Origin of the sequence: Arthrobacter sp. NPDC057388, assembly GCF_042668165.1 — a bacterium.
In the GTDB taxonomy this organism is placed as follows: domain Bacteria; phylum Actinomycetota; class Actinomycetes; order Actinomycetales; family Micrococcaceae; genus Arthrobacter.
Genome location: NZ_JBHVBL010000001.1, coordinates 46338 through 67401 on the forward strand (window position 1 = coordinate 46338; position 21064 = coordinate 67401).

Consider the following 21064-nt stretch of genomic DNA (forward strand, 5'->3'; position numbering starts at 1 on the left):
CAAACAAACTCACTTATTTTTTCGAGTTTTTATAACCCCCCCCCGCCAAATACTGTGCCCCCCCCCACCCCGGGGGGGGCCCCCCCCCCCGGGGGCCCCCACGCTCCCCCAACAGATCAGACCAGCGGGAATTAACCAATGAACGTACCCATTCTTCAGATGCGCGGGATCACCAAGACCTTCCCCGGCGTCAAAGCCCTCCAGGACGTCACCCTGGATGTCAACCGCGGCGAGGTACACGCGATCTGCGGCGAAAACGGGGCAGGCAAGTCCACCCTGATGAAGGTGCTCTCCGGCGTGTACGCCCACAACACCTTCGAGGGGGACATCCTCTTTGAGAACGAGCCGTGCGACTTCGCCTCCATCAGCGACAGCGAAAAGCGCGGCATCGTGATCATCCACCAGGAACTGGCCCTGAGCCCGTACCTGTCCATCGCGGAGAACATCTTCCTGGGCAACGAAATGGCTTCCCGCGGCTGGGTCGACTGGCGCAAGACCAACTTGGAGGCAGCCAAGCTGCTCGCCCGGGTGGGCCTGGACGAAAACCCCGTCACCCCCATCCAGCACATCAGCGTCGGCAAGCAGCAGCTCGTCGAAATTGCCAAGGCACTGTCCAAAGAAGTGAAGCTGCTCATCCTGGACGAGCCCACGGCCGCCCTAAACGACGAGGACTCTGACCACCTGCTGGACCTGATCCTGCACCTGAAGGGCCAGGGCGTCACCAGCATCATCATCAGCCACAAACTCAACGAGATCCGCAAAGTGGCTGACGCCGTCACGATTATCCGCGACGGCAAGTCCATCGAGACACTGCGCGTGGACCAGGGACAGATCACCCAGGAACGCATCATCCGCGGCATGGTGGGCCGCGACCTGGACAGCCTCTACCCCGAGCGCGAACCGCAGATCGGCGAGGAAGTCCTGCGCATCGAGGACTGGACGGTCCAGCACCCGCAGGACCACACCCGTACCGTGGTCCACAACGCCAGCCTCAACGTCCGCAAGGGTGAAGTGGTGGGACTCGCCGGCCTGATGGGCGCCGGCCGCACCGAACTGGCCATGAGCGTCTTCGGCCGGACCTACGGCCGCGCCGTTTCCGGAAAGGTGTTCAAGTACGGCAAGGAAATCAACACCGCCACGGTCCCGGACGCCATCCGCCACGGCATCGCCTACGCCACCGAGGACCGCAAGCACTACGGGCTGAACCTCATCGAGGACATCAAGCGGAACATCTCCATGGCCGCCCTGCCCAAGCTCGCCAGGCGCGGCTGGGTGGACAAGAACAAGGAAACCACGGTGGCCAACAGCTACCGGAAGAGCATGAACATCAAGGCCCCCTCGGTTGCGGCCATCACCGGGAAGCTCTCCGGCGGCAACCAGCAAAAAGTGGTCCTGAGCAAGTGGATGTTCTCGGACCCCGACGTGCTGATCCTGGACGAGCCCACCCGCGGCATCGACGTCGGCGCCAAGTTCGAGATCTACACGATCATCGCCGAGCTCGCCGCGCAGGGAAAAGCCGTCATCGTGATCTCCTCCGAGCTCCCCGAACTCCTGGGCATCTGCGACCGGATCTACACCCTGTCCGCTGGCCACGTCACGGGTGAAGTCCCCATCGCCGAGGCCTCCCAGGAAACCCTCATGCACTACATGACCCAAGAGAAGGAATAACGAACCATGTCCGCCTTACGAGAATCCCTCGGCTTCCTGGCAAGCCGCCTCCGCCAGGTCGGCATCTTCGTCGCCCTGATCCTGATCGTCCTGCTGTTCCAGGTCCTCACCGACGGAATCCTGCTGGAACCGCAGAACGTCACCAACCTCGTGGTCCAGAACAGCTACATCCTCATCCTGGCCATCGGCATGGTCATGGTGATCATCGCCGGCCACATCGACCTCTCCGTCGGCTCCATCGCCGGGTTCATCGGCGCCGTCGCCGGCGTCATGATCGTGCACTGGGGCTGGGCCTGGTGGGCTGCCATCCCGGCCTGCCTCCTGGTCGGAGCGCTCGTCGGCGCCTGGCAGGGTTACTGGATCGCCTACGTCGGCATCCCCGCGTTCATCGTCACGCTGGCCGGCATGCTTATTTTCCGCGGCCTGACCCTGATCACCCTTAAGAACCAGCAGATCACCCCGTTCCCGGACGAGCTCCGCGCCCTCGGCGGCGGCTTCCTGCCCGACATCTCCGGCGGCACCTCCGTCCTCGAATGGCTCACCGTGATCCTCGGCGTCGGCGGCACCGCGGCCCTGCTGTTCCAGTCCATCAAGGAACGCCGCATCCGCCGCAAATTCAACCTCGAGAACGAGCCCATGGCCTGGTTCGCCACCAAGACCGCGTTCATCGCCCTGCTGATGCTCGTCATCACGTTCCTGCTGGCCAGCTACCGCGGCACCCCCATCGTGCTGATCGTCCTCGCCGGCCTGGTGATCGCCTACTCCGCGCTGATGAACAACAGCATCTTCGGCCGCCACACGTACGCCATCGGCGGCAACCTGCACGCCGCAGAGCTCTCCGGCATCAAGACCAAGGCCGTGACCTTCCGGCTCTTCGTGAACATGGGCGTCCTCGCCGCACTGGCCGGCCTGATCTTCACCGCGCGCCTGAACTCGGCCCAGCCCGCCGGCGGCACCGGCTTCGAACTCGACTCCATCGCCGCCGCCTTCATCGGCGGAGCCGCAGTCCAGGGCGGCATCGGCACGGTCGCCGGTGCCATGATCGGCGGCCTCATCATGGGCGTCCTCAACAACGGCATGTCCATCCTGGGCCTCGGCACCGACTACCAGCAGCTCATCAAGGGCCTGGTCCTCCTGCTCGCCGTCGGCTTCGACATCTTCAACAAGAACCGCGCCGGCGGCGGATCCTCCATCGCCAAGCGCTTCAAGCTGAAGACCACACCGCCCGCCTCCGAAGGGACCAAGGCGCCCGCCGAACCCCAGGCACCGGTAACCGCCGGCGCCAGGGAGTCGAGCCACGCGTAGCAGGCAGCACAGAAGTACGACGGCGGCCCCGCACCTTTTGCGAAAAAGGTGCGGGGCCGTCGTCGTACTGTTTCCCAAAAACTATCCGGGTGCCGCGGTAGAGCCCCGCACCACCAGCCTGGGGTTGAGGACCGTGGCCGCCCCCGACGGGCCGTTTTCCAGGTCGGACAGGAGCATCCGCATGCAGCGGGCGCCGAGCTCCTTGAAGCCCTGGTTCACCGTGGTCAGCGGCGGGACGAAGTAGCCGGCCTCGGGCTGGTCGTCGAAGCCCACCACGCTGATGTCCTCCGGGACGCGCAGTCCGGCCTCGCTGAAGGCGCGCAGCGCGCCGAGGGCCATCTGGTCGTTGGCCGCGAACACGGCCGTCACGTCACCGGCGGCGGCCAGTTCCAGCCCCGTCCGGTAGCCGCTTTCGGCACTCCAGTCCCCCGGGATCAGCACACGGTCTGGGAGCCCGGCCTGCTGCAGTGCGCGCCGCCAGCCCTCGGTGCGGGCCGCGGCGTCCATCCAGTCCTGCGGGCCTGAAATATGGGCGATCGAGGTGTGGCCGAGGCTGGCCAGGTGCTGCACGGCAAGGGCGGCGCCCGCGCGCTGGTTCACGGCAGCTACCGTCAGGCGCTCATCGGCACCGAATCCCACTGCCACCAGCGGGACGGACACGTTGATGGATCGCAGCGACTTCAGCATGGTCTGGTGCGGAACGATCACCACGATTCCGTCCACGGACTGCAGCAGGAAGTGTTCGAGGGCACCGTGGATGCCGGCAGGTGTGACCTCGCTGAGGCTGGCCATGCTCACGGCATAACCCTCGTTCCGGGCTGCCTCCTGGACGCCGAGCAGCGTGTTGGCCGGGCCGTACTGGGCGGTGCCGGCGGCCAGGACGCCGATGGCCTGGGAACGCCGCGTGACCAGGCTGCGGGCCGCGGTGTTGCGGCGGTAACCCAGCTCCGCGATGGCGCGTTCCACGCGCTTGCGGGTGCGGGCGCTGACATTTGGATGCGCGTTCAGCACGCGCGACACGGTCTGGTGGGACACGCCAGCAAGACGCGCCACGTCCTCCATCACAGGAGGACGTGGCGCGGGGGTGGCTGTCACGTTATAGGGCTTGCTGTCGGGTTTGATCTCATAGGGCGAAGATGGTCCAGGACGCCGAGTGCGTGGCCCCCGGCTCCAGCCGGATCAGGTCCACGCCGCTGTTGAAGGCATCCGGCGGGCAGGTCATCGGTTCCACGGCCAGGCCCAGGCGGTTGGGGAACGGGGGCTTCTTGTCGGCGGTGTGGATCTGGAGCCACTGGCAGGTGCCGTCCCAGGCCATGCCGACGCCGGTCCCGCCCGGGTCCCGGACCAGCACGCGGGCCTGCCCGCCGCCGTCGAACGCCAGGTCCGTGAAGGCGTGGTCGATCTCCGTGGCGCCAATGCGGCGCGGTGAGCGGAAATCAAACTCGTGCCCCTCCACAGTCCGCGTCTCCTTGGGCAGCAGGCGGTCCGGCGTGACCTCCAGGAAGGTCGCGGCCGGAATTTCCAGGGTCCACTCATCGAGCCGTGCCGGCCCCGCCACCAGGTAGGGGTGCGGGCAGGCGCCGTACGGCGCCGCCGTGCCGCCGAGGTTCGTGGCGGTGACGGTGCCGTGCAGTCCGTCTTCCGCCAGCCGGTATTCGACGGCGACGCGAAGCTGGTGCGGGTAGCCCGCCGCCGGCTCCGGCGAGCAGGACAGCATCACGGACGACTCATCCTGCGACTCAAGGGTCCAGTCGAGCGGAAACACCAGCCCGTGCAGCGCGCAGCCACGGTCGGTCTCGTTGACCGGCACCTCGTATTCGGCGCCGTCGAACGTGTACCGGCCGTCAGCGATCCGGTTGGGCCACGGTGCCGCGACGATGCCCCGGTAATCCGGGATGGGCCCGCCCTCCGGGAACGGGACGATGAGGTTCCGTTCCCGGTGGCGCAGCTCCCGCAGGGCTCCCGCATGGGCAGTGACGGTTGCGGTGTACTCCCCCGCCCGGATCCTGTATTCGCTCACAGCCCTATTCTGGGTCACAGCCTGCCGGCCAGCCGGTAGTAGGCGGCGTTCCAGGCAAGTTCTTTCTTGAACTGCTTCAGGGTGGTGCCCTCGTCGATGGTGAGCAGTTCGGTCTGGGCGATCTCGGCGAAGTCCTCGAACACGTCCACGCCCACCTGGGTGGAGAGGACGGTGTGGTGCGCCGCGCCGGCGGTCAGCCAGGCGGCGGCGGAGGTGGCGAAGTCCGGCTTCGGTTCCCAGAGGGCGCGGGCCACCGGCAGGTTGGGCAGCGGCTGGTCGAGGTCGACGACGTCAACGGCGTTCGCCACGAGGCGGAACCGGTCGCGCATGTCGGACAGGGCGACCACGACGCCGGGGCCGGCGTCGGTGTCGAACACCATCCGCACCGGGTCCTCCTTGCCGCCGATGCCCAGCGGGTGGATCTCCACGCGCGGCTTCTTCGCGGTCAGCGAGGGGCAGACCTCCAGCATGTGTGCGCCGAGGATCTTCTCCTGGCCGGGTGCGAGGTGGTAGGTGTAGTCCTCCATCAGGGAGGCGCCACCGGGCAGGCCTGCACCCATCACCTTGGCGGCACGGATCACGATGGCGGTCTTCCAGTCGCCCTCGGCGCCGAAGCCGTAGCCGTCGGCCATGAGCCGCTGCACGGCCATGCCCGGGAGCTGGCGCAGCTCGCCGAGGTCCTCGAAGGAGGTGGTGAAGGCCGCGGAGCCGTTGGCCTCGAGGAAGCTGCGCAGGCCCAGCTCGATCCGGGCGCTGTAGCGGAGGGACTCGTGGCGGGCCCCGCCGGAGCGCAGCTCCGGCGCCACGTCGTAAAGCCGCTCGTACTCGGCAACCAGGGTGTCGACGTCGGACTCCGCGGCGCCGTGGACGGCGTCGGCGAGCTCATTGACGGACCAGGTGTTGACCGAGACGCCGAAGCGCAGCTCGGCTTCGGTCTTGTCGCCCTCGGTGACGGCGACATTGCGCATGTTGTCGCCGAAGCGGGTCAGCTTCAGGTTCCGGACGGCGGCCCAGCCGGCAGCCGCACGCTGCCAGACACCCACCTGCCGGGCCACCTCCGGGTTGGACACGTGGCCCACCACCGTCTTGCGCGGCACGCCCAGCCGGGACTGGATGTAGCCGAACTCGCGGTCACCGTGCGCGGCCTGGTTCAGGTTCATGAAGTCGAAGTCGATGTCGGCCCAGGGCAGGTCCACGTTGGCCTGGGTGTGCAGGTGCAGGAGGGGCTTGCGGAGCAGGTCCAGGCCCTGGATCCACATCTTGGCCGGGGAGAACGTGTGCATCCACGCCGTCACGCCGATCACCGAGTCGTCCGAGTTGGCCTCCAGCGCTGTGCGGCGGATCGCGTCGGAGTCCGTCAGCACGGGCTTCCAGACCAGCCTGACCGGGACCTCGGACGATGCGTTCAGGGCTGCCGCGATCTCCTGGGACTGGGCGGCCACCTGCTTCAGGACGTCCTCGCCGTAGAGGTGCTGGCTGCCGGTGAGGAACCAGACCTCGTAGTGCTCGAGGGAGGTGTTGTTGGCCTTGGACATGGTGTGTCTCCTAGGGGAAGTCTTGGGGTGTATGCGGTCCGGGCCTAGCGCCCGTAGACGTTCTGGTAGCGGTCGTAGAGCGACTCGATCTTGGCCGGGTCGATGGCCAGCGGTTCGCCGAGCTGCCGGGAAACGTGGACGGTGCGGGCCACCTCCTCGCACATTACGGCGGCCTTGACCGCGGAGCGGGCGTCCTTGCCGATGGTGAACGGGCCGTGGTTCTGCATGAGCACCGCGGGCGAGTTGGAGCCGCGCAGGGTCTCCACGATCCCGCGGCCGATCGAATCGTCGCCGATCAGCGCGAACGGGCCCACCGGGATGGGGCCGCCGAACTCGTCGCCCATCATGGTGAGCACGCAGGGGATCTCCTCGCCGCGCGCCGCCCAGGCCGTGGCATAGGTGGAGTGGGTGTGGACCACGCCGCCGACGTCGGGCATGTTCCGGTACACGTAGGCATGCGCTGCCGTGTCCGACGACGGCGTGAGGTCCGGGTTGTCCCACTCGGCCGGGACGCCGTCGAGGTCGGCGCTGAGGCTGCTGACCGGCGTCCCGTAGAGGTCGGTGACCACCATGACGTCCGGGGTCAGCGCATCGTACGAGACGCCGGAGGGCTTGATGACCATGAGGTCGTAGCCGGGGATCCGGCCGGACACGTTCCCGGCAGTCCAGACCACCAGGTCGTAGCGGGTCAGCTCGGCGTGCAGGTCGCAGACCTCGCGGCGGACACGGGCGATGGTTTCCAGCAGGGCGCTCATGCCGAAACCTCCTCGGCGGTCAGGGATTCGGGGTTCAGGGATTCGGGGTTCAGGGTTTCGGCGCTTGGTGGCCCCGCTGTCAGTGACCGGGCGGCACTGCGCTGGATGGCCTTGAGCCGGTGCATGACTTCATTGGTTCCCCGGCCGAAGTAGTCATGCAGGGTCCGGTATTCGCGGAACAGTTCGTCGTAGGCTGCGACGTTTTCCGGGATGGGGGTGTAGACGGCGCCGGGTGCGGCGCCCATCGCCGCGGAGGCGGCCCTGACGTCGGCGTACTTTCCGGCGGCGACGGCAGCGTGGATGGCCGAGCCCAGGGCAGGTCCCTGCGCGGAGCCGATGGTGGAGAGCTGCAGGCCGGTCACGTCCGAGTAGATCTGCATGAGGAGCCGGTTCTTCAGCAGGCCGCCGGCCACGATGAACTCCTTCACCGGCACGCCGGAGTCCCGGAAGGCCTCGACGATGGTGCGGGTGCCGAAGGCCGTGGCCTCAAGCAGTGCCCGGTAGATGTCCTCCGGCCGGGTGGCCAGGGTCTGGCCGACAACAATGCCGGAAAGCTCGTGGTCCACCAGCACCGAGCGGTTCCCTGAATGCCAGTCGAGTGCGATCAGGCCGTGCTGCCCGATCGCCTGCCTGGCGGCCAGGTCCGTCAGGTATTCGTGGATGCCCTTCCCCGCCCCGGCGGCGGCCTGGTGGTATTCGGGCGGGACGCCGTACTTGGTGAACCAGCCGAAGATGTCGCCCACGCCGGACTGGCCTGCCTCGTAGCCCCAGAGCCCGTCCATGATGCCGCCGTCCACCACGCCGCACATGCCCGGCACTTCGCGGAGCTCGGTGCCGTTCATGACGTGGCAGGTGGAGGTGCCCATGATGGCCACCAGCTGGCCGGGTTCCACGGCCTTGGCTGCGGGGGCGGTGACGTGGGCGTCGACGTTGCCGACCGCGACGGCGATCCCCTCCGGCAGCCCGGTCCAGGCGGCGGCCTCGGCCGTCAGGTAGCCGGCGGCGTCGCCCAGCCGGCCGATGGTGTGGTCCAGCTTAGCGCTAACAAAATCCTTGAACTGCGGATTCAGCGCGGCGAGGAAGTCATCGGACGGGTAGTGGCCGTCCTGGTAGATGCCCTTGTACCCGGCCGTGCAGGCGTTCCGGACGTAATTGCCGCAGAGCTGCCAGACAATCCAGTCGGCGGCCTCCACCCAATGGTCCATTTCGGCGTAGGCCTCGGGGTCCTCCTCCAGCAGCTGCAGCCCCTTGGCGAACTCCCATTCCGAGGAGATCAGCCCGCCGTACCGCGGCAGCCAGGATTCGCCCAGCTCCGCGGCCAGCGCGTTGATGCGGTCCGCCTGGCCCTGCGCGGCGTGGTGGCGCCACAGCTTCACATACGCGTGCGGCCGGTTCGCGAAGCCCGGCACCTCGTTCAGCGGGGTGCCGTCCGCCTTGACGGGAACCATGGTGCAGGCTGTGAAGTCCGTTGCGATTCCGACGACGGCGGCCGGGTCGATCCCGGCGTCAGCAATGGCGGCCGGAACAGCGTGCCGGAGCACGTCGCGGTAGTCGCCCGGCACCTGGAGCGCCCATTCCCCGGGAAGTTGCGGGGCGCCGTCGCCGGCCACGTCCGCCGGGAGCGCGTCCGTGACTACCGCGTGCGGGTAGTCGAACACGCCGCTGCCGAGTTCCTTGCCGTCCCGGACCCGCACAACCACGGCCCGGCCGGACAGGGTGCCGTAGTCCACCCCGATGACATAGTTTTCGCTGCCGTCTGCTGTGACGTCCATGAATCCTCCAGATAACCCGCCCGGCTGTGTCGCGGGCTGAAACTATTGTGAGCGCTAACAACTTAGTGCGTCAAGTGCTGGGGATCACTGAGTTCCGGATCCGCGCCGTCAGGCCGGCGCGGCGGTGCTCCGGCGGACCACGAGCTCGGGTTCCACCACCGTGGTGCTGACCGTGTCACCGTTGGCGATGGCGTTCAGCATCAGGTCCATGCAGCGCCTGCCCAGTTCCTCGAAGTCCTGGCGCACGGTGGTCAGCGGCGGCGTGAAGTAGCCCGACTCGGGCTGGTCGTCGAAGCCCACCACGGAAATGTCCTCGGGAACCCTGACGCCTGCCTCATTGAAGGCGCGCAGCAGGCCCAGGGACATCTGGTCGTTGCCCACGAACAGTGCCGTGGCAGTCCGTTCGGCGGCCAGCTTCCGGCCGATTTCATACCCGCTGCCGGCGCTCCAGTCCCCCTCAACCACCAGGCTGTCGTCCAGCCCGGCCGAGCGCAGCGCGGCACTCCAGCCCTCGGCACGCGCCACCGCATCGATCCAGTCCTGCGGGCCGGCGATGTGGCCGATCCGCCGGTGCCCCTGCTCAATCAGATGCCCGACGGCGAGCTCGGCCCCCCGCTTCTGGTCCACCATGGCGCCGCTCACCGCCTCACTCCCCAACGACCCCACGGCCACCACCGGCACGCCGGGGTTCAGCTCAGCCAGTGCCACGAGAGTCTCGGAATGCGGAACGATCACCACAATGCCGTCCACAGACTGGTCCAGGAAGTGCCGGATGGCATCGAAGATCGCCTCCCGGTTCACCGACCGCAGGGCGGCGATGCTCACGAAGTAGCCGGCGTCGCGGGCGGCCTGCTCAACCCCCAGGAGTGTGTTCGCGGGGCCGTACTGCGACAGCTCGCTGCCCAGCACGCCGATGGTCTGAGACTTCCGCGTGACCAGGCTCCGCGCTGCCGTGTTGCGCCGGTAGCCGAGCTCGGCGATGGCGGCCTCGACGCGCTCGCGCGTGGCCTTGCTGACATTGGGATGGTTGTTGATCACCCGGGACACCGTCTGGTGCGAGACTCCCGCGCGCTCCGCCACATCCTCCAGCCGGGGTGACCGGGCATTGCTTTTTGCCATGTGGTAATTCTGCTGGACCGCGGCCGTATGCACGAATAGGCGCAGCGCGACAGATCCAGGCGGACGTAAACTGGTGGGAGTAAAGGAGCGCTGGCGATGGACGGCAAAGTTCATCATTCTGGGGCCGGTTTTTCCGCACGGCACATGCTGACGGGCCTCTTGGTGTTGCTCGCCCTGTTCTTCGCATACCTTCCTGGCGCGACCCCTGCACGCGCCGTATCGCTCAACGGCCACGATATCTCCTGGCCCCAATGCCCGACGGCGGTGGGCGGCTTTGGCCTGCCGCTGCCGCCGGCGTCGTCCCAGTTCGTGGTGATCGGCCTGACGAAGGGACTGCCCTTCACCGAGAACCCGTGCCTGGCCAGCCAGGTTGCCTGGGCGTCCGGCAACCGGAAGCCGGCGCAGGCCTACACGATGGCCGCCTTCCCCACGGCCGCCCAGCTCAGCACCTACCGCGCGCAGGGGCCATGGTCCGCCGCCACCAGGGCAGGCCAGCTTTCCAATGTGGGCTACGCGGAGGCCAAGTTTGCGGCGGCGAGCCTGGCGCGGGTGCGGTTTGCGCCGCGCGTGGTGTGGATCGACGTCGAGCCCCGCCCGGCCCAGCCGTGGCCCACCGCGGGCGCGGCCCAGCAACGGGAGAACCGGTACATCATCGAGGGCCTGATGCGCGGCCTGCGCGACTCCGGCTACTCGTACGGCCTGTACTCGTTCGCGTCCGGTTGGGCCAGCATCACCGGTTCCTGGCGGCTCTCCGGCGTTCCGGTGTGGGCCACCGCCGGCCGGCTGGACTTCCCCGGCGAAGCCCAGAACCTTTGCCGCACCGCCAGCTTCTCCGGCGGCCGCGTGTACCTGTCCCAGTGGTACGACGACACCCGGGACTACGACCTGACCTGCGACCCCTACGCCTTCACTCCCCTGCCTGTTCCCGCGTCCACGCTGTCCCGCTCGACGGCCGACTTTAACGGTGACTGGAACACGGACATCCTGGCCCGGGTGACGGCAACGGCCGAGTTGCGCCTGTACCCCGGCAACGGGCGCGGCGGCAGCCTCGCCCCGGTGCGCATCGGCACCGGCTGGAGGAACTTCAACGCCCTTGAAACGCCCGGCGATTTCAACGGCGACGGCCCGCAGGACGTCCTTGCCAGGGAGACATCCACCGGATATCTCTGGCTGTACCGCGGCAACGGCACGGGCGGGTTCCTCCCGCGGATCAGGATCGGAACCGGCTGGAACAATTTCAGCGCGATTATTGGCCCGGGTGACTTCAACGGCGACCAGCGGGTGGACATCCTTGGCCGCGAAAAGGCCACGGGACTCCTGTGGCTCTACCGCGGCAACGGTACGGGCGGGTTCCTGCCAAGGGTCCGCGCGGGCTCCGGCTGGAACGCCTTCACCGCCCTGGCTGGTCCGGGCGATGTGAACGGCGATGGCGCCGCCGATGTGCTGGCCCGGGAGGCGGCCACCGGCGTGCTGTGGGTGTACCGCGGCAACGGCGCGGGCGGCTGGCTCCCCCGCATCCGGGTGGGCGCCGGCTGGAACGCCATGACCGCCGTCGTAAGCCCGGGCGACTACAACGGCGACCGCAACCCTGACCTGCTGGCCCGTGACGCCGCCGGTGTCCTGTGGCTCTATCCCGGGCTCGGCACGGGACAGTTCGCCGCGCGCATGCGAATTGGCGCCGGCTGGAACGCGCTCGCTCCGCTGTTCTGACCTCGCTCCGCTGTTCTGACGCGGATCTTTGATCGATCGTTTCACCAGCAACCTTTATTACCCGACCGTAGCCCTATGCCGGCCACCCCCTCTTACCCATCTTCTTGCGGGGTTATGCACCGCATCGATCCAACGTTTTTCCAAGCCTCCGCCCGCACTGTAGTTGCGCGGGGCAACGACAAGCGCGGCCAACCTCCGCAAAGCCAGGCTCTTCCGGTGATGAAACCGCCGGAGAGGGCCCTGAGACAGCTCGATAGCCGGGGCCAGCAGGCCATTCTTTTTTGCCCCGAAGGAGGCGCGTGACCATGTCAGAAGAAGCCGCAACACCGAAAAAAGTGGTGACGAACACGGAAACCACGACCGGCGTGTCCCGACGCACCCTCTTGCGGCTCGGCGCGGCCGGAGGCGCCGGCGCGGCAGTCGTCGCCGCCCAGGGCTGGGCCGGCCCACTGCTCGCGCAAAAGGGGCTCCTGTCGCCGGACGGAGCCTTCGCCGCCTCGTCCACCGCGTTGGGTGACCTGTTGTTCTACATCGAGGCGTTCCCCACCAGCCCGCTGATCCTGACTCCGTTCAAGGACCAGCTGCCCGTCCCCAAGGCGCTGGCACCGACGCCGGCCGTGGGCGACGGCAACATCAAGGGCTACACCGAGTGGAGCGACCCGCCCGGCCCGGGACAGGGCCAGCAGAGTTCCTTCAAGAATGAGCGGCACCAGATCTGGCCGTCCAAGCTGAACTACCCGGACCCCCTGGTCTACAAGATCGACCTGCTCCTGCGGCAGCACGCGTTCACCACCTCGCAGGTCCTGCCAATCGACGCGAACGGCCGGCCGACGATCTCGTTCGACGCGGACCGCAAGACGTACCCCGCCGGCACCAAGAGGTACCTTCCGCTCAGCACGATCTACGGCTTCAACGGGACCTTCCCGGGGCCGATGATCAACGCCGAATACGGCAAGCCGGCGCTGGTCCGGTTCGAGAACCACCTGGACGAGAACCCGCTGAACCTGGACCGCCAGGACTTCGGTTCCCCGGACTGGTCCTTCCTCACCCACCTGCACAACGGCCACACCGCACCCGAAAGCGACGGCAACCCGCACTACACCATGGTGAGCGGCCCCAAGTACGAGGGCTACATGCCAAAGACGTTCTGCGACAACCTGTACCTCAACTGGCCGGCCGGTGGCGACGACCGGGAGAAGCAGAGCTTCTTCTGGTTCCACGACCACCGGATGGACCACACCGGCTCCAACGTCTACAAGGGCATGGTTGGCCTCTACCCGATCTACGACCCCAAGGGCGGGATGGACATGGGCGACGAGCGCCAGGGCCTGCACCTGCCCGGCGTGCGCAAGGACAACCCGGACGGGTCGTTCGACGTCGACTACGACATCCCGCTGGCCTTCTACGACTGCCGGCTCGACGACGGCGTCACCATGCACAAGGACATCCACGACGTGCAGAAGGAGTTCCCGGACGCCAAGAACCCGGCCAAGCACCCCGAGTGGTGGGGCAAGACCTTCTACAAGCACTTCCCCAACCACGGCTTCGTGGGCGACATCTTCACAGTGAACGGCACCGCCTACCCGGAACTGGTGGTGCGGCGGCGCAAGTACCGCTTCCGGTTCCTGGACGCCTCCATCGCCAGGATCTACGAATTCAAGCTGATGAGCTCCACCAAAGGGCCCAAGAGCTCCGCCTCGCTCGGCTACAAGGGCGACGAACTGGAGGGCCAGTACCGCATCCCCGACGGGCAGCAGTGCATGCAGTTCACCCAGATCGCGTCCGACGGCGGCCTGCTGCCGTTCCCGATCAAGCGCGACTCCTTCGAGCTGTGGCCGGCCAAGCGGCGCGAAGTGGTGGTCGACTTCACCCGGTACCAGGACGGCACGCCCACCACCAAGGGCGACGTCATCTACCTGACCAACGTGATGAAGATGCCCAACGGCCGGATGTGGAGCAATTCGTCCCGCTTCTCTCCGGATCCGGCCTACAAGGTGCCCGTGATGAAGATCGTCATCGGCGATGACGCCCCTGATGACAGCGTTATTCCCGCGAAGATGCGCGACCTGCCGCCACTGCCAGGCAACTGGCAGACCATGCTGGACAACCGGCTGATCTTCGAGGTGGAGCGCGGTTCCGGCGGCGGTGAAACGGAGTGGCTCATCAACGGCAAGCCCTTCACACCCAACACCGTTGCCACCAGCCTCAAAAACCGCGCCGGCCGGTCACCGCTTGCCCAGCAGAAGATGGGCAGCTACAACCTGTGGGAGATCCGCAACGGCGGCGGCGGCTGGGTGCACCCGTTCCACCTGCACATGGAGGAACACCGGACCGTCATGCGCAACGGCAGGGACGTCACCCGCGGCGGCGACAAATCCCATCCGGACGACGTGTCACGCGAGGACTTGGTGGCCCTGGATCCCGGCGAGTCGGTGATCATCTACCGCGGCTTCCGGGACTTCGTGGGCCCCTACGTCGCCCACTGCCACAACCTGGCGCATGAGGACCACGCCATGATGTTCGGCTGGGAGATCACGCCATGACCGCGGTGCCGGCGGGCCAGGTCAGCGGGGGCAGCGGCGGAGCCGCCACCGGGAGCGTTGGCGAAGCCGGCGCCCTGGCGCCGGCCCGCCCCGCGGTCCCGTGGCGGACGATCATCCCGCTCGCCGCGATGATGGCGTACGCCGACGGCTTCTGGATGGTGTCCCTCCGGGGCGCCGTCGGGGCCATCGAGCGCACCCAGGAGCCTTTCCTGAGCTGGCTTCGCGAGTCGACCGTGCTGCTTCCGCTGTTCGTCGCGGCGGTCATCGCAGCCCTGGCCCTGGCGCTGCGGTGGTTCGGGCCGGTACTGGCGGGCAGGAAGGCATTCTTCACCACAGCGTTGCTGGTTGCCGCGGCCGGCACCGTGGCAGGCGCGCTCACGCTGGCCGCCAGCGAAGCGTGGGACTACGCCCTGCAGCACAACCTGATGGGCGCCCTGCACCACGCGAACTCCGTCCAGTCAGTGGAGCAGCTGGACCAGGCATCGCTCGGGCTCCAGCTGGCCGCCTTTGGCTATGGTGCGGCCCTGCTCCTGGCCACCAACCTTGTGGTCACCGGCTGGACAGTGGCCATCCAGGGCGGACGGCTGGAGGTCAGCCGCCGGGCAAAGGCGTCTCCGCCAAAGAAGGCGCCGCAACGCGCCCGGCGCCGCCCGCAGCTCGCCGGTGCCACCGGCATGGACCTCAGGCAAAGGCTGGCGGCGGTGGCACTGTTCGGCTGCGCCGCTATCCACATCGCCGTCATCCCCGACCACCTCAACCACTGGGTGGTCGCGAGCGCCTTCTTCCTGGCCCTGGCCCTGGCGGAGGTGGCTGGCGGTGTCCTGCTGCTGGGCCGGACGGGCCAGAACGTCCTCGTTGGAGTGGCAGCCGCCTCCGTGGTGCCGCCGCTGCTGTGGCTCTGGTCCCGGACGTCGGGCCTGCCGTTCGGCCCCAACGCCGGCGTGCCCGAGCCCGTGGGCCTGGCCGATCTGGCCGCAGGACTCCTGGAGCTTGGCACCCTGGCGATTGCCGTCGTCCTGCTCCGCGCCAGGCGCAGGAGAACAGCCAAGCCGGAGCGGCCGGCGACGGCGTCCGCCCACCTCCGTGCACTGGCTGTGGCGGGGGTAATCGCGGTCGGATCCCTGGGCGTGGCCGGAGCCATTCCCGGCTGGCTGGGCGACGTGGACACCTCGGGAAACACCACCCACACCATCCCCCATTAGCGGCATTTCCGCTCTGCGGCAGATACGGCGACGGCGGCCCCTCCCCCAGGGGCCGCCGTCGCCATGTGGGCGAAAAAACAGCGGTGACGAGCAATTTACATGGCCGAAACCCACTGCCGTTTCCGGAGTTCTATGTTGTGGGGACAAACGGCATTCGTCCGGTCTCAGCAAAATGCCACACACCGATTTCTTGAGTGGAGTTCGACGTGAACGCTGGAGATGTTGCCTGGATCCTGGCAAGTTCTGCACTGGTGTGCATGATGATTCCCGCCCTCGCCCTCTTCTATGGAGGCATGGTGGGGTCCCGCCGGATCCTGAACATGATGATGATGTGCTTCGGCGGCGCCAGCCTGGTGGCCGTCCTGTGGGCACTGTTCGGATACTCGATGGCCTTTGGCAACTCCGTGAACGGCCTGGGCCTGATCGGGGACATTACGCAGTACGCAGGCCTCGAGCCCGTGCTGCAGGACAATCCCGACGCCGCGCTCCCGGCGGCCCTGTTCACCGCCTTCCAGCTGTTCTTCGCCTGCGTCACCACGGCACTGGTTGCCGGCGCGGCCGCCGGGCGGATGAAGTTCGGCGCCTGGATGGTGTTTGCCGGTGTATGGGCCACCCTGGTCTACTTCCCCATCGCACACTGGGTTTTCGCGTTCAGCTCGGCGGACGGCTCGGTGACCGGCGGGTGGATCGCCAGCGGCATCAAGGCCATCGACTTCGCCGGCGGAACGGCCGTGCACATGAACGCGGGTGCCGCCGCCCTGGCGCTGGCACTGGTCCTGGGCCGCAGCTCCGGCTGGCCCAAGATGGAGCATTCGAAGCCCCACAGCCGGCCCCTGGTGCTGGTGGGCGCCGGCCTGCTCTGGGTGGGGTGGTTCGGATTCAACGCCGGCTCCGCGCTGGCCGCCGGCCACTCGGCGTCGGTGGTGTTCCTCAACACGGCCGTGGCAGCTGCCGCCGGCCTGCTCGCCTGGGCCCTCGTGGAGCGGATCCGGCACGGCGCCACCACCAGCATGGGCGCGGCGTCCGGGCTGGTCTCCGCCCTCGTAGCCATCACGCCCGCCTGCGGCGCGGTCAGCCCGCTGGGCGCCGTGGCCATAGGCGCCATCGCAGGTGCCGTCTGCTCGCTCGCAATCGAATGGAAGTTCCGCCTGGGCTTCGACGACTCACTCGATGTGGTGGGCGTGCACCTGGTGGGCGGCATCATCGGCACGCTCCTGATTGGCATCTTCGCCACCAGCAGCGCACCCAACGGCGTCAGCGGACTGCTCTACGGCGGCGGGCTGCGGCAGCTGGGCATCCAGTCCCTGGCCACCGTTGCTGTGCTGGCCTACTCCTTCGGCCTGACCTGGGTGATCGCCAAGGTGGTGGACCTGGCCATGGGCCTGCGCATCCACGAAGAGGACGAACTCCGCGGCATCGACATCGCCGCGCACTCGGAGTTCGCCTACCTGACGGATGAAGACCCCGTGAACCTCGGCTCCTCGCCCCGCTCCTGAGCCGGGGCCTGAGCGGGGTCTCCTGCCTGCACTGAAACCAGGTCCTTGGTGAACGCCAGCGGCCCGACGGTCACGGGATCGGCGGCAAGGTCGAACTGCGCCGTGTACCCGGTGTTCAGGTACAGGTGCTTGGCCTCCGGCTGGCGCGGGCCCGTGGTGAGGTACACACCCCGGTACCCGCGGCCGGCCGCCAGCTGTTCCAGTTCCGCCAGCACCCGCCGGGCCAGACCGCGCCGCCGGTGCGCCGAATGCGTCCAGATCCGCTTGAACTCGGCGGTTTCGGCGTCGTACCGGCGGAAGGCCCCGCCGGCCACTGATTCGCCGTTTTCCTGGATGATCAGCAGGGCCCCGCCGGGCGCCTCGAATTCCTCGGCCGGGTACCTGTTGAGTTCCTCCGCCGCGGCACCGCGGCCGAACAGGTCCCCGTAGCGGGAGTCATACTCGACGGCGAGCTCGTCCAAAAGCGGCCGGACCCGGGGATCGTGCATGGGCAGTTCGAGCACGGTGAGGCCGGCGGGGGCTTCCGGGGCTTGCGGGGCTTGGGCTGTTTCAAGTGTCTGGGCTGTTTGAAGTGTCTGGGCTGTTTCAAGTGTCCGGGCTGTTTGAAAAGTCATGAGTCAGGCCTTTCCGGCGGCGGCTGTGCGTGGCCGGCTGGTGCCGGACACCGCATCAAGTATTTTTCGGGCCAGGGCGTCGTTCTCCCGGAACGGCGCCGCGTTGGTGTTCGGCCGGGCAAACGCGCCGGCTCCCCAGCCGGAGGTCCCGGGGCCGATGCCGAACAGGCGGCTCCCGCGTTCGCCGCCGCGGCCCACAATCTCGTGGTCCGGGGTGATCAGGAGCCGGCCGGTGGAGTGGGCGCCGTCGGAGGTGAGCAGGTGCTGCTCGGCCCCAAGGCCGGTGCCGTGCAGCGAGCGCAGCAGCGGATTGGCAGAGCGGGCCACGGCGGGGCCGGGGAGCCGGGCCTCGATGAAGGCCCTGGCCCGCACGGCCACCGGTGACTGCGCCGACGTCGCCACGAAATCGCCGGTGGCATCATCAGAGGCGACAGCAAGTCCCGGCCCGAGGAAATTCAGGAGCCCGGCGCGGTGGACGGCCAGCAGTTCGCGGAGCCGGCGGGGCGGCGGGCCGGAGTCAACGAAGCTGAAGAAGCCGTGCCACCAGCCGTGCACTTCCTCCTGCGAGCGGGCATTCAGCCGCTCGGGCGGAACGATCCTGCCGAGCTCCATGTACACCTTCAGCAAGGACATGAACAGTGCCAGCGTTTCCGGGTGGTCGGGCCCTGTCCGCAGTTCAAGGTCGTGCTCGATATAGGCGGTGACCGCGGCCTGGACGTCATCGTGCCCGGCAAAGAGCTGCCCGCCGAAAGGCTTGTCCAGCCGCTCGAGGTCCAGGTGCAGCTCAACGTCCGGCACGGCCGCCGCAACCAGCTCCCGCCGGGCACTGCTGTACCAGTCAACGGCAGCGAACCGCCCGGCAAACTCGTCCCAGCCGAGGGCCACCCGCTCGGGGCTGCCGGTGAACACCTCGCGGTAGTAGCCGTAGCCGGCATCCTTCGCGATGAGGGGCCAGAGGTGGCTGCGGAAGTCCAGCTCGGCATGCTCCGCCAGGAGCGCCCCGACGGCGCCGGCGGTGAAGAACCTCGGTGCCGCGGCCGGTTCGCCGCGCAGTGCCACCGAGATCTTGGAGTGGAACGGCACGCCGCGGCGCGACCCGGCCCAGAGCCTGGGCTCGGCGCCGGACGGCAGGTAGCGCAGCCCGCCGTCGGGCGCCTCCTCGAAACGGCCGCCGCGGCCTTCGGTGAGCAGCACCAGGAGGTCCACAAAGGCCAGGCCCATGCCGGAGACGATGACGTCCTGGCCGGGGGCGATTGGGGAATAGTCGACGTCGGTGGTGTAGCTGGGTGCCGCATGGAACCCGCCGTGCGTGGCCGCGAACGCGGACCAGGCCGCGGAGCGGGCGTCCGGTTCGGCGTCGGTGTGCCCCAGCGCGGTGACCACGACGTCGGCGTGCAGGGTGGCACCGCCGGCCAGCCGCACGCTGTACCCGCCGTCGCCGGAAGCGTCCTGCCCTTCAGCGCTGACGGGCTCAATGCCGACGGCGGTCTCCCGGTGGACCGTGACACGGACGTCCCCGCCCAGGGCGCGGACCGCGCGGCGGAAGAACCACTCCAGGTATTTGCTCTGCAGCTGGCGGGTGGGAAAGGCGCCGCCCGTCAGCGAGCGCAGCTGTTCCTGCAGGTGCGGCGGCAGCGCGGGCACGTCGGTGATGGAACCGTCCAGGACGCCGGCGGCCCAGGCCGCGAGCCCCGGCCCGTCAATGGCGGGTCCCTCGCAGGCCACTGAGGAGTCGGTGAACATGGTGACGTCGGCGGCCGTGGAATTCAGCATCAGGCCGGGGTTCTGGCCGTAGCGCCAGATCCTGCCCGACCCCGGCTCATGCGGCTCCACGATGTGGAGCTGCAGCGGCCCCTCCCCCAGTGCGGGCCGGTTGGCCGCGAGCCGCTCGAGAATGCCGGCCGTGCGCGGGCCGCCGCCGATGAAGACCACGGATGGGTGCTGCGCTGGCATCGGAGACTCCTGGGGAAAGGCGGTTGGAAGGGCTTGGTTGAAACGGTTTGGGAGCCCTCAATCTAGGGTCTGGACAAACCCCCGGTCGAGGGCCCTGTCACGGCCGTTCACCCCGCGTCATGCCGCGTAAATCCGCGCAAAGATTCGTCTCATGACGCCCCGCTAAGCCCCGTGAACGAATGCAACAGGGCGCTTTGCCGGACCTTCCGGACGCACCTAGATTTGCAGCCAACTACCCCCGAATGACCAACCGGAAGAGGCGAGATGGCTTCGAGTTCAGCAGCAACCAGGACGTCCCAGTCGTTCACTGAGACGACTGAAACACCGTCCGCCGGCGGCACGCCGGCCGCACCTGGGCCGTCTGCCGTTTCCGAAACCCCGGCTGCCGTCGCTTCGGGCTCCGCGGGAGAACCGCCTGCCCCCGAAACCCGCGCCGCCGTCGACTACGCCGACTACCGCCTTGTTCCGGCCCGCCGCCCGTGGCGCTGGGTTGGCACCGCAGTGGTGGCGCTCGGGGTAGCCGCCGTCGTCTGGTCCCTGGCTACGAACCCGCGCTGGGAATGGGGCGTGGTGGCCCAGTGGTTCACCGCCAAGTCCGTGGTGAACGGCCTGGTGGAAACCCTCAAGCTCACCGCCATCTCCGGGGCGCTCGGCTTCATCCTGGGCTTCATCCTCGCCCTCATGCGGCTGTCCGCTTCGCCGCTGCTGGTCTCCGTGTCCTGGACGTTCTCCTGGATCTTCCGGTCCACGCCGCTGCTGGTCCAGATGCTCCTTTGGTACAACCTCGGCTACCTGTACGAGAAGATCAGCTTGGGCATCCCGTTCACGGACATCCGGTTCTTCGAGGCGCAGACCACCACGCTGATCAGCCAGTTCGCGGCCGCCGTGCTGGGCCTGACCCTGAACCAGGCCGCCTACTCGGCGGAGATCATCCGCGGCGGAATCCTGTCCGTGGACCAGGGCCAGCTCGAGGCGGCCTCGGCCCTGGGCATTCCGGCCTGGCGCCGGTCCACCCGGATCGTGCTGCCCCAGGCCATGCGTGCCATCCTGCCGACCGCCTTCAACGAAATCATCGGCCTGGTCAAGGGCACCTCGATCGTCTACGTCCTGGCCTACTCGGAGCTCTTCTACACCGTCCAGGTCATTTACAACCGCACCCAGCAGGTCCTGCCGCTGCTGCTTGTGGCCACGCTCTGGTACGTGGTGATCACCTCCGTGCTCAGCGTGTTCCAGTACTACATCGAACGCCACTACTCCAAGGGAGCCGTGCGCACCCTGCCCCTCACACCGCTGCAGAAGGCCCGGAAGTTCTTCGCCACCCACGCACCGGTCAACACCAAAGACACGGTCAACACCGCCGGAAGGAAATGAT

Annotated in this window: 15 protein-coding genes; 7 read left to right on the top strand and 8 right to left on the bottom strand. The window is 68.0% G+C overall.

The annotated features are described in order from the left end of the window. The first annotated feature begins 138 nt into the window (after nt 1-138). Both mmsA and mmsB read left to right on the top strand, forming a co-directional pair. A complete protein-coding gene (gene mmsA / locus ACFUTU_RS00185) occupies nt 139-1668 on the top strand; it encodes a multiple monosaccharide ABC transporter ATP-binding protein (RefSeq protein ID WP_377959751.1) in 1530 nt (509 codons plus the stop codon). 6 nt (nt 1669-1674) lie between these two features. Further along, entirely contained in the window at nt 1675-2973 is a 1299-nt protein-coding gene (gene mmsB / locus ACFUTU_RS00190) for a multiple monosaccharide ABC transporter permease (protein ID WP_377959752.1), read from the top strand. A gap of 81 nt (nt 2974-3054) precedes the next feature. On the opposite strand, the gene ACFUTU_RS00195 is transcribed toward mmsB, so the two are convergent. The 6 genes from ACFUTU_RS00195 to ACFUTU_RS00220 form a co-directional block, all read right to left on the bottom strand. Continuing rightward, nucleotides 3055-4035 (bottom strand): LacI family DNA-binding transcriptional regulator, encoded by a 981-nt coding sequence (locus ACFUTU_RS00195; protein ID WP_377959918.1) that lies wholly within the window; start codon nt 4033-4035, stop codon nt 3055-3057. A 61-nt stretch (nt 4036-4096) separates the two neighbouring features. Continuing rightward, nucleotides 4097-4993, bottom strand: coding sequence for an aldose 1-epimerase family protein (locus ACFUTU_RS00200; RefSeq protein ID WP_377959753.1), 897 nt, complete (start codon nt 4991-4993; stop codon nt 4097-4099). A gap of 14 nt (nt 4994-5007) precedes the next feature. Continuing rightward, nucleotides 5008-6528, bottom strand: coding sequence for an L-arabinose isomerase (araA, locus tag ACFUTU_RS00205; protein ID WP_377959754.1), 1521 nt, complete (start codon nt 6526-6528; stop codon nt 5008-5010). A gap of 44 nt (nt 6529-6572) precedes the next feature. Next, entirely contained in the window at nt 6573-7283 is a 711-nt protein-coding gene (locus tag ACFUTU_RS00210) for an L-ribulose-5-phosphate 4-epimerase (RefSeq protein WP_377959755.1), read from the bottom strand. After that, on the bottom strand, nt 7280-9055 hold the full coding sequence (gene araB / locus ACFUTU_RS00215) for a ribulokinase (RefSeq protein ID WP_377959756.1): 1776 nt from the start codon (nt 9053-9055) through the stop codon (nt 7280-7282). The genes ACFUTU_RS00210 and araB overlap by 4 nt, the downstream gene beginning before the upstream one ends. 108 nt (nt 9056-9163) lie before the next feature. Then, the gene (locus tag ACFUTU_RS00220; protein ID WP_377959757.1) at nt 9164-10174 is read right to left on the bottom strand and encodes a LacI family DNA-binding transcriptional regulator; all 1011 of its coding nucleotides are present in this window, start codon (nt 10172-10174) and stop codon (nt 9164-9166) included. Nucleotides 10175-10270: 96 nt separating this feature from the next. Between ACFUTU_RS00220 and ACFUTU_RS00225 the strand changes: the two genes are divergently transcribed. The 4 genes from ACFUTU_RS00225 (at nt 10271) to ACFUTU_RS00240 (ending at nt 17125) form a co-directional block, all read left to right on the top strand. Continuing rightward, nucleotides 10271-11884, top strand: coding sequence for an FG-GAP-like repeat-containing protein (locus ACFUTU_RS00225; protein ID WP_377959758.1), 1614 nt, complete (start codon nt 10271-10273; stop codon nt 11882-11884). 305 nt (nt 11885-12189) lie between these two features. After that, complete coding sequence (locus ACFUTU_RS00230; protein WP_377959919.1) at nt 12190-14427, top strand: multicopper oxidase family protein; 2238 nt, start codon at nt 12190-12192, stop codon at nt 14425-14427. After that, the gene (locus ACFUTU_RS00235) at nt 14424-15629 is read left to right on the top strand and encodes a hypothetical protein (RefSeq protein WP_377959759.1); all 1206 of its coding nucleotides are present in this window, start codon (nt 14424-14426) and stop codon (nt 15627-15629) included. The genes ACFUTU_RS00230 and ACFUTU_RS00235 overlap by 4 nt, the downstream gene beginning before the upstream one ends. 206 nt (nt 15630-15835) lie before the next feature. Continuing rightward, nucleotides 15836-17125 carry an ammonium transporter gene (locus ACFUTU_RS00240; protein WP_377959760.1) on the top strand — a complete coding sequence of 430 codons (1290 nt, stop codon included), beginning with the start codon at nt 15836-15838 and terminating at the stop codon, nt 17123-17125. On the opposite strand, the gene ACFUTU_RS00245 is transcribed toward ACFUTU_RS00240, so the two are convergent. Next, entirely contained in the window at nt 17074-17613 is a 540-nt protein-coding gene (locus ACFUTU_RS00245) for a GNAT family N-acetyltransferase (RefSeq protein WP_377959920.1), read from the bottom strand. The two genes, ACFUTU_RS00240 and ACFUTU_RS00245, sit on opposite strands and share 52 nt — an antisense overlap. A gap of 129 nt (nt 17614-17742) precedes the next feature. Further along, complete coding sequence (locus tag ACFUTU_RS00250) at nt 17743-19692, bottom strand: FAD/NAD(P)-binding protein (RefSeq protein ID WP_377959761.1); 1950 nt, start codon at nt 19690-19692, stop codon at nt 17743-17745. A 264-nt stretch (nt 19693-19956) separates the two neighbouring features. On the opposite strand from ACFUTU_RS00250, the gene ACFUTU_RS00255 reads away from it, so the two are divergent. After that, a complete protein-coding gene (locus tag ACFUTU_RS00255) occupies nt 19957-21063 on the top strand; it encodes an ABC transporter permease subunit (protein ID WP_377959762.1) in 1107 nt (368 codons plus the stop codon). The last annotated feature ends 1 nt before the right edge of the window (nt 21064 follow it).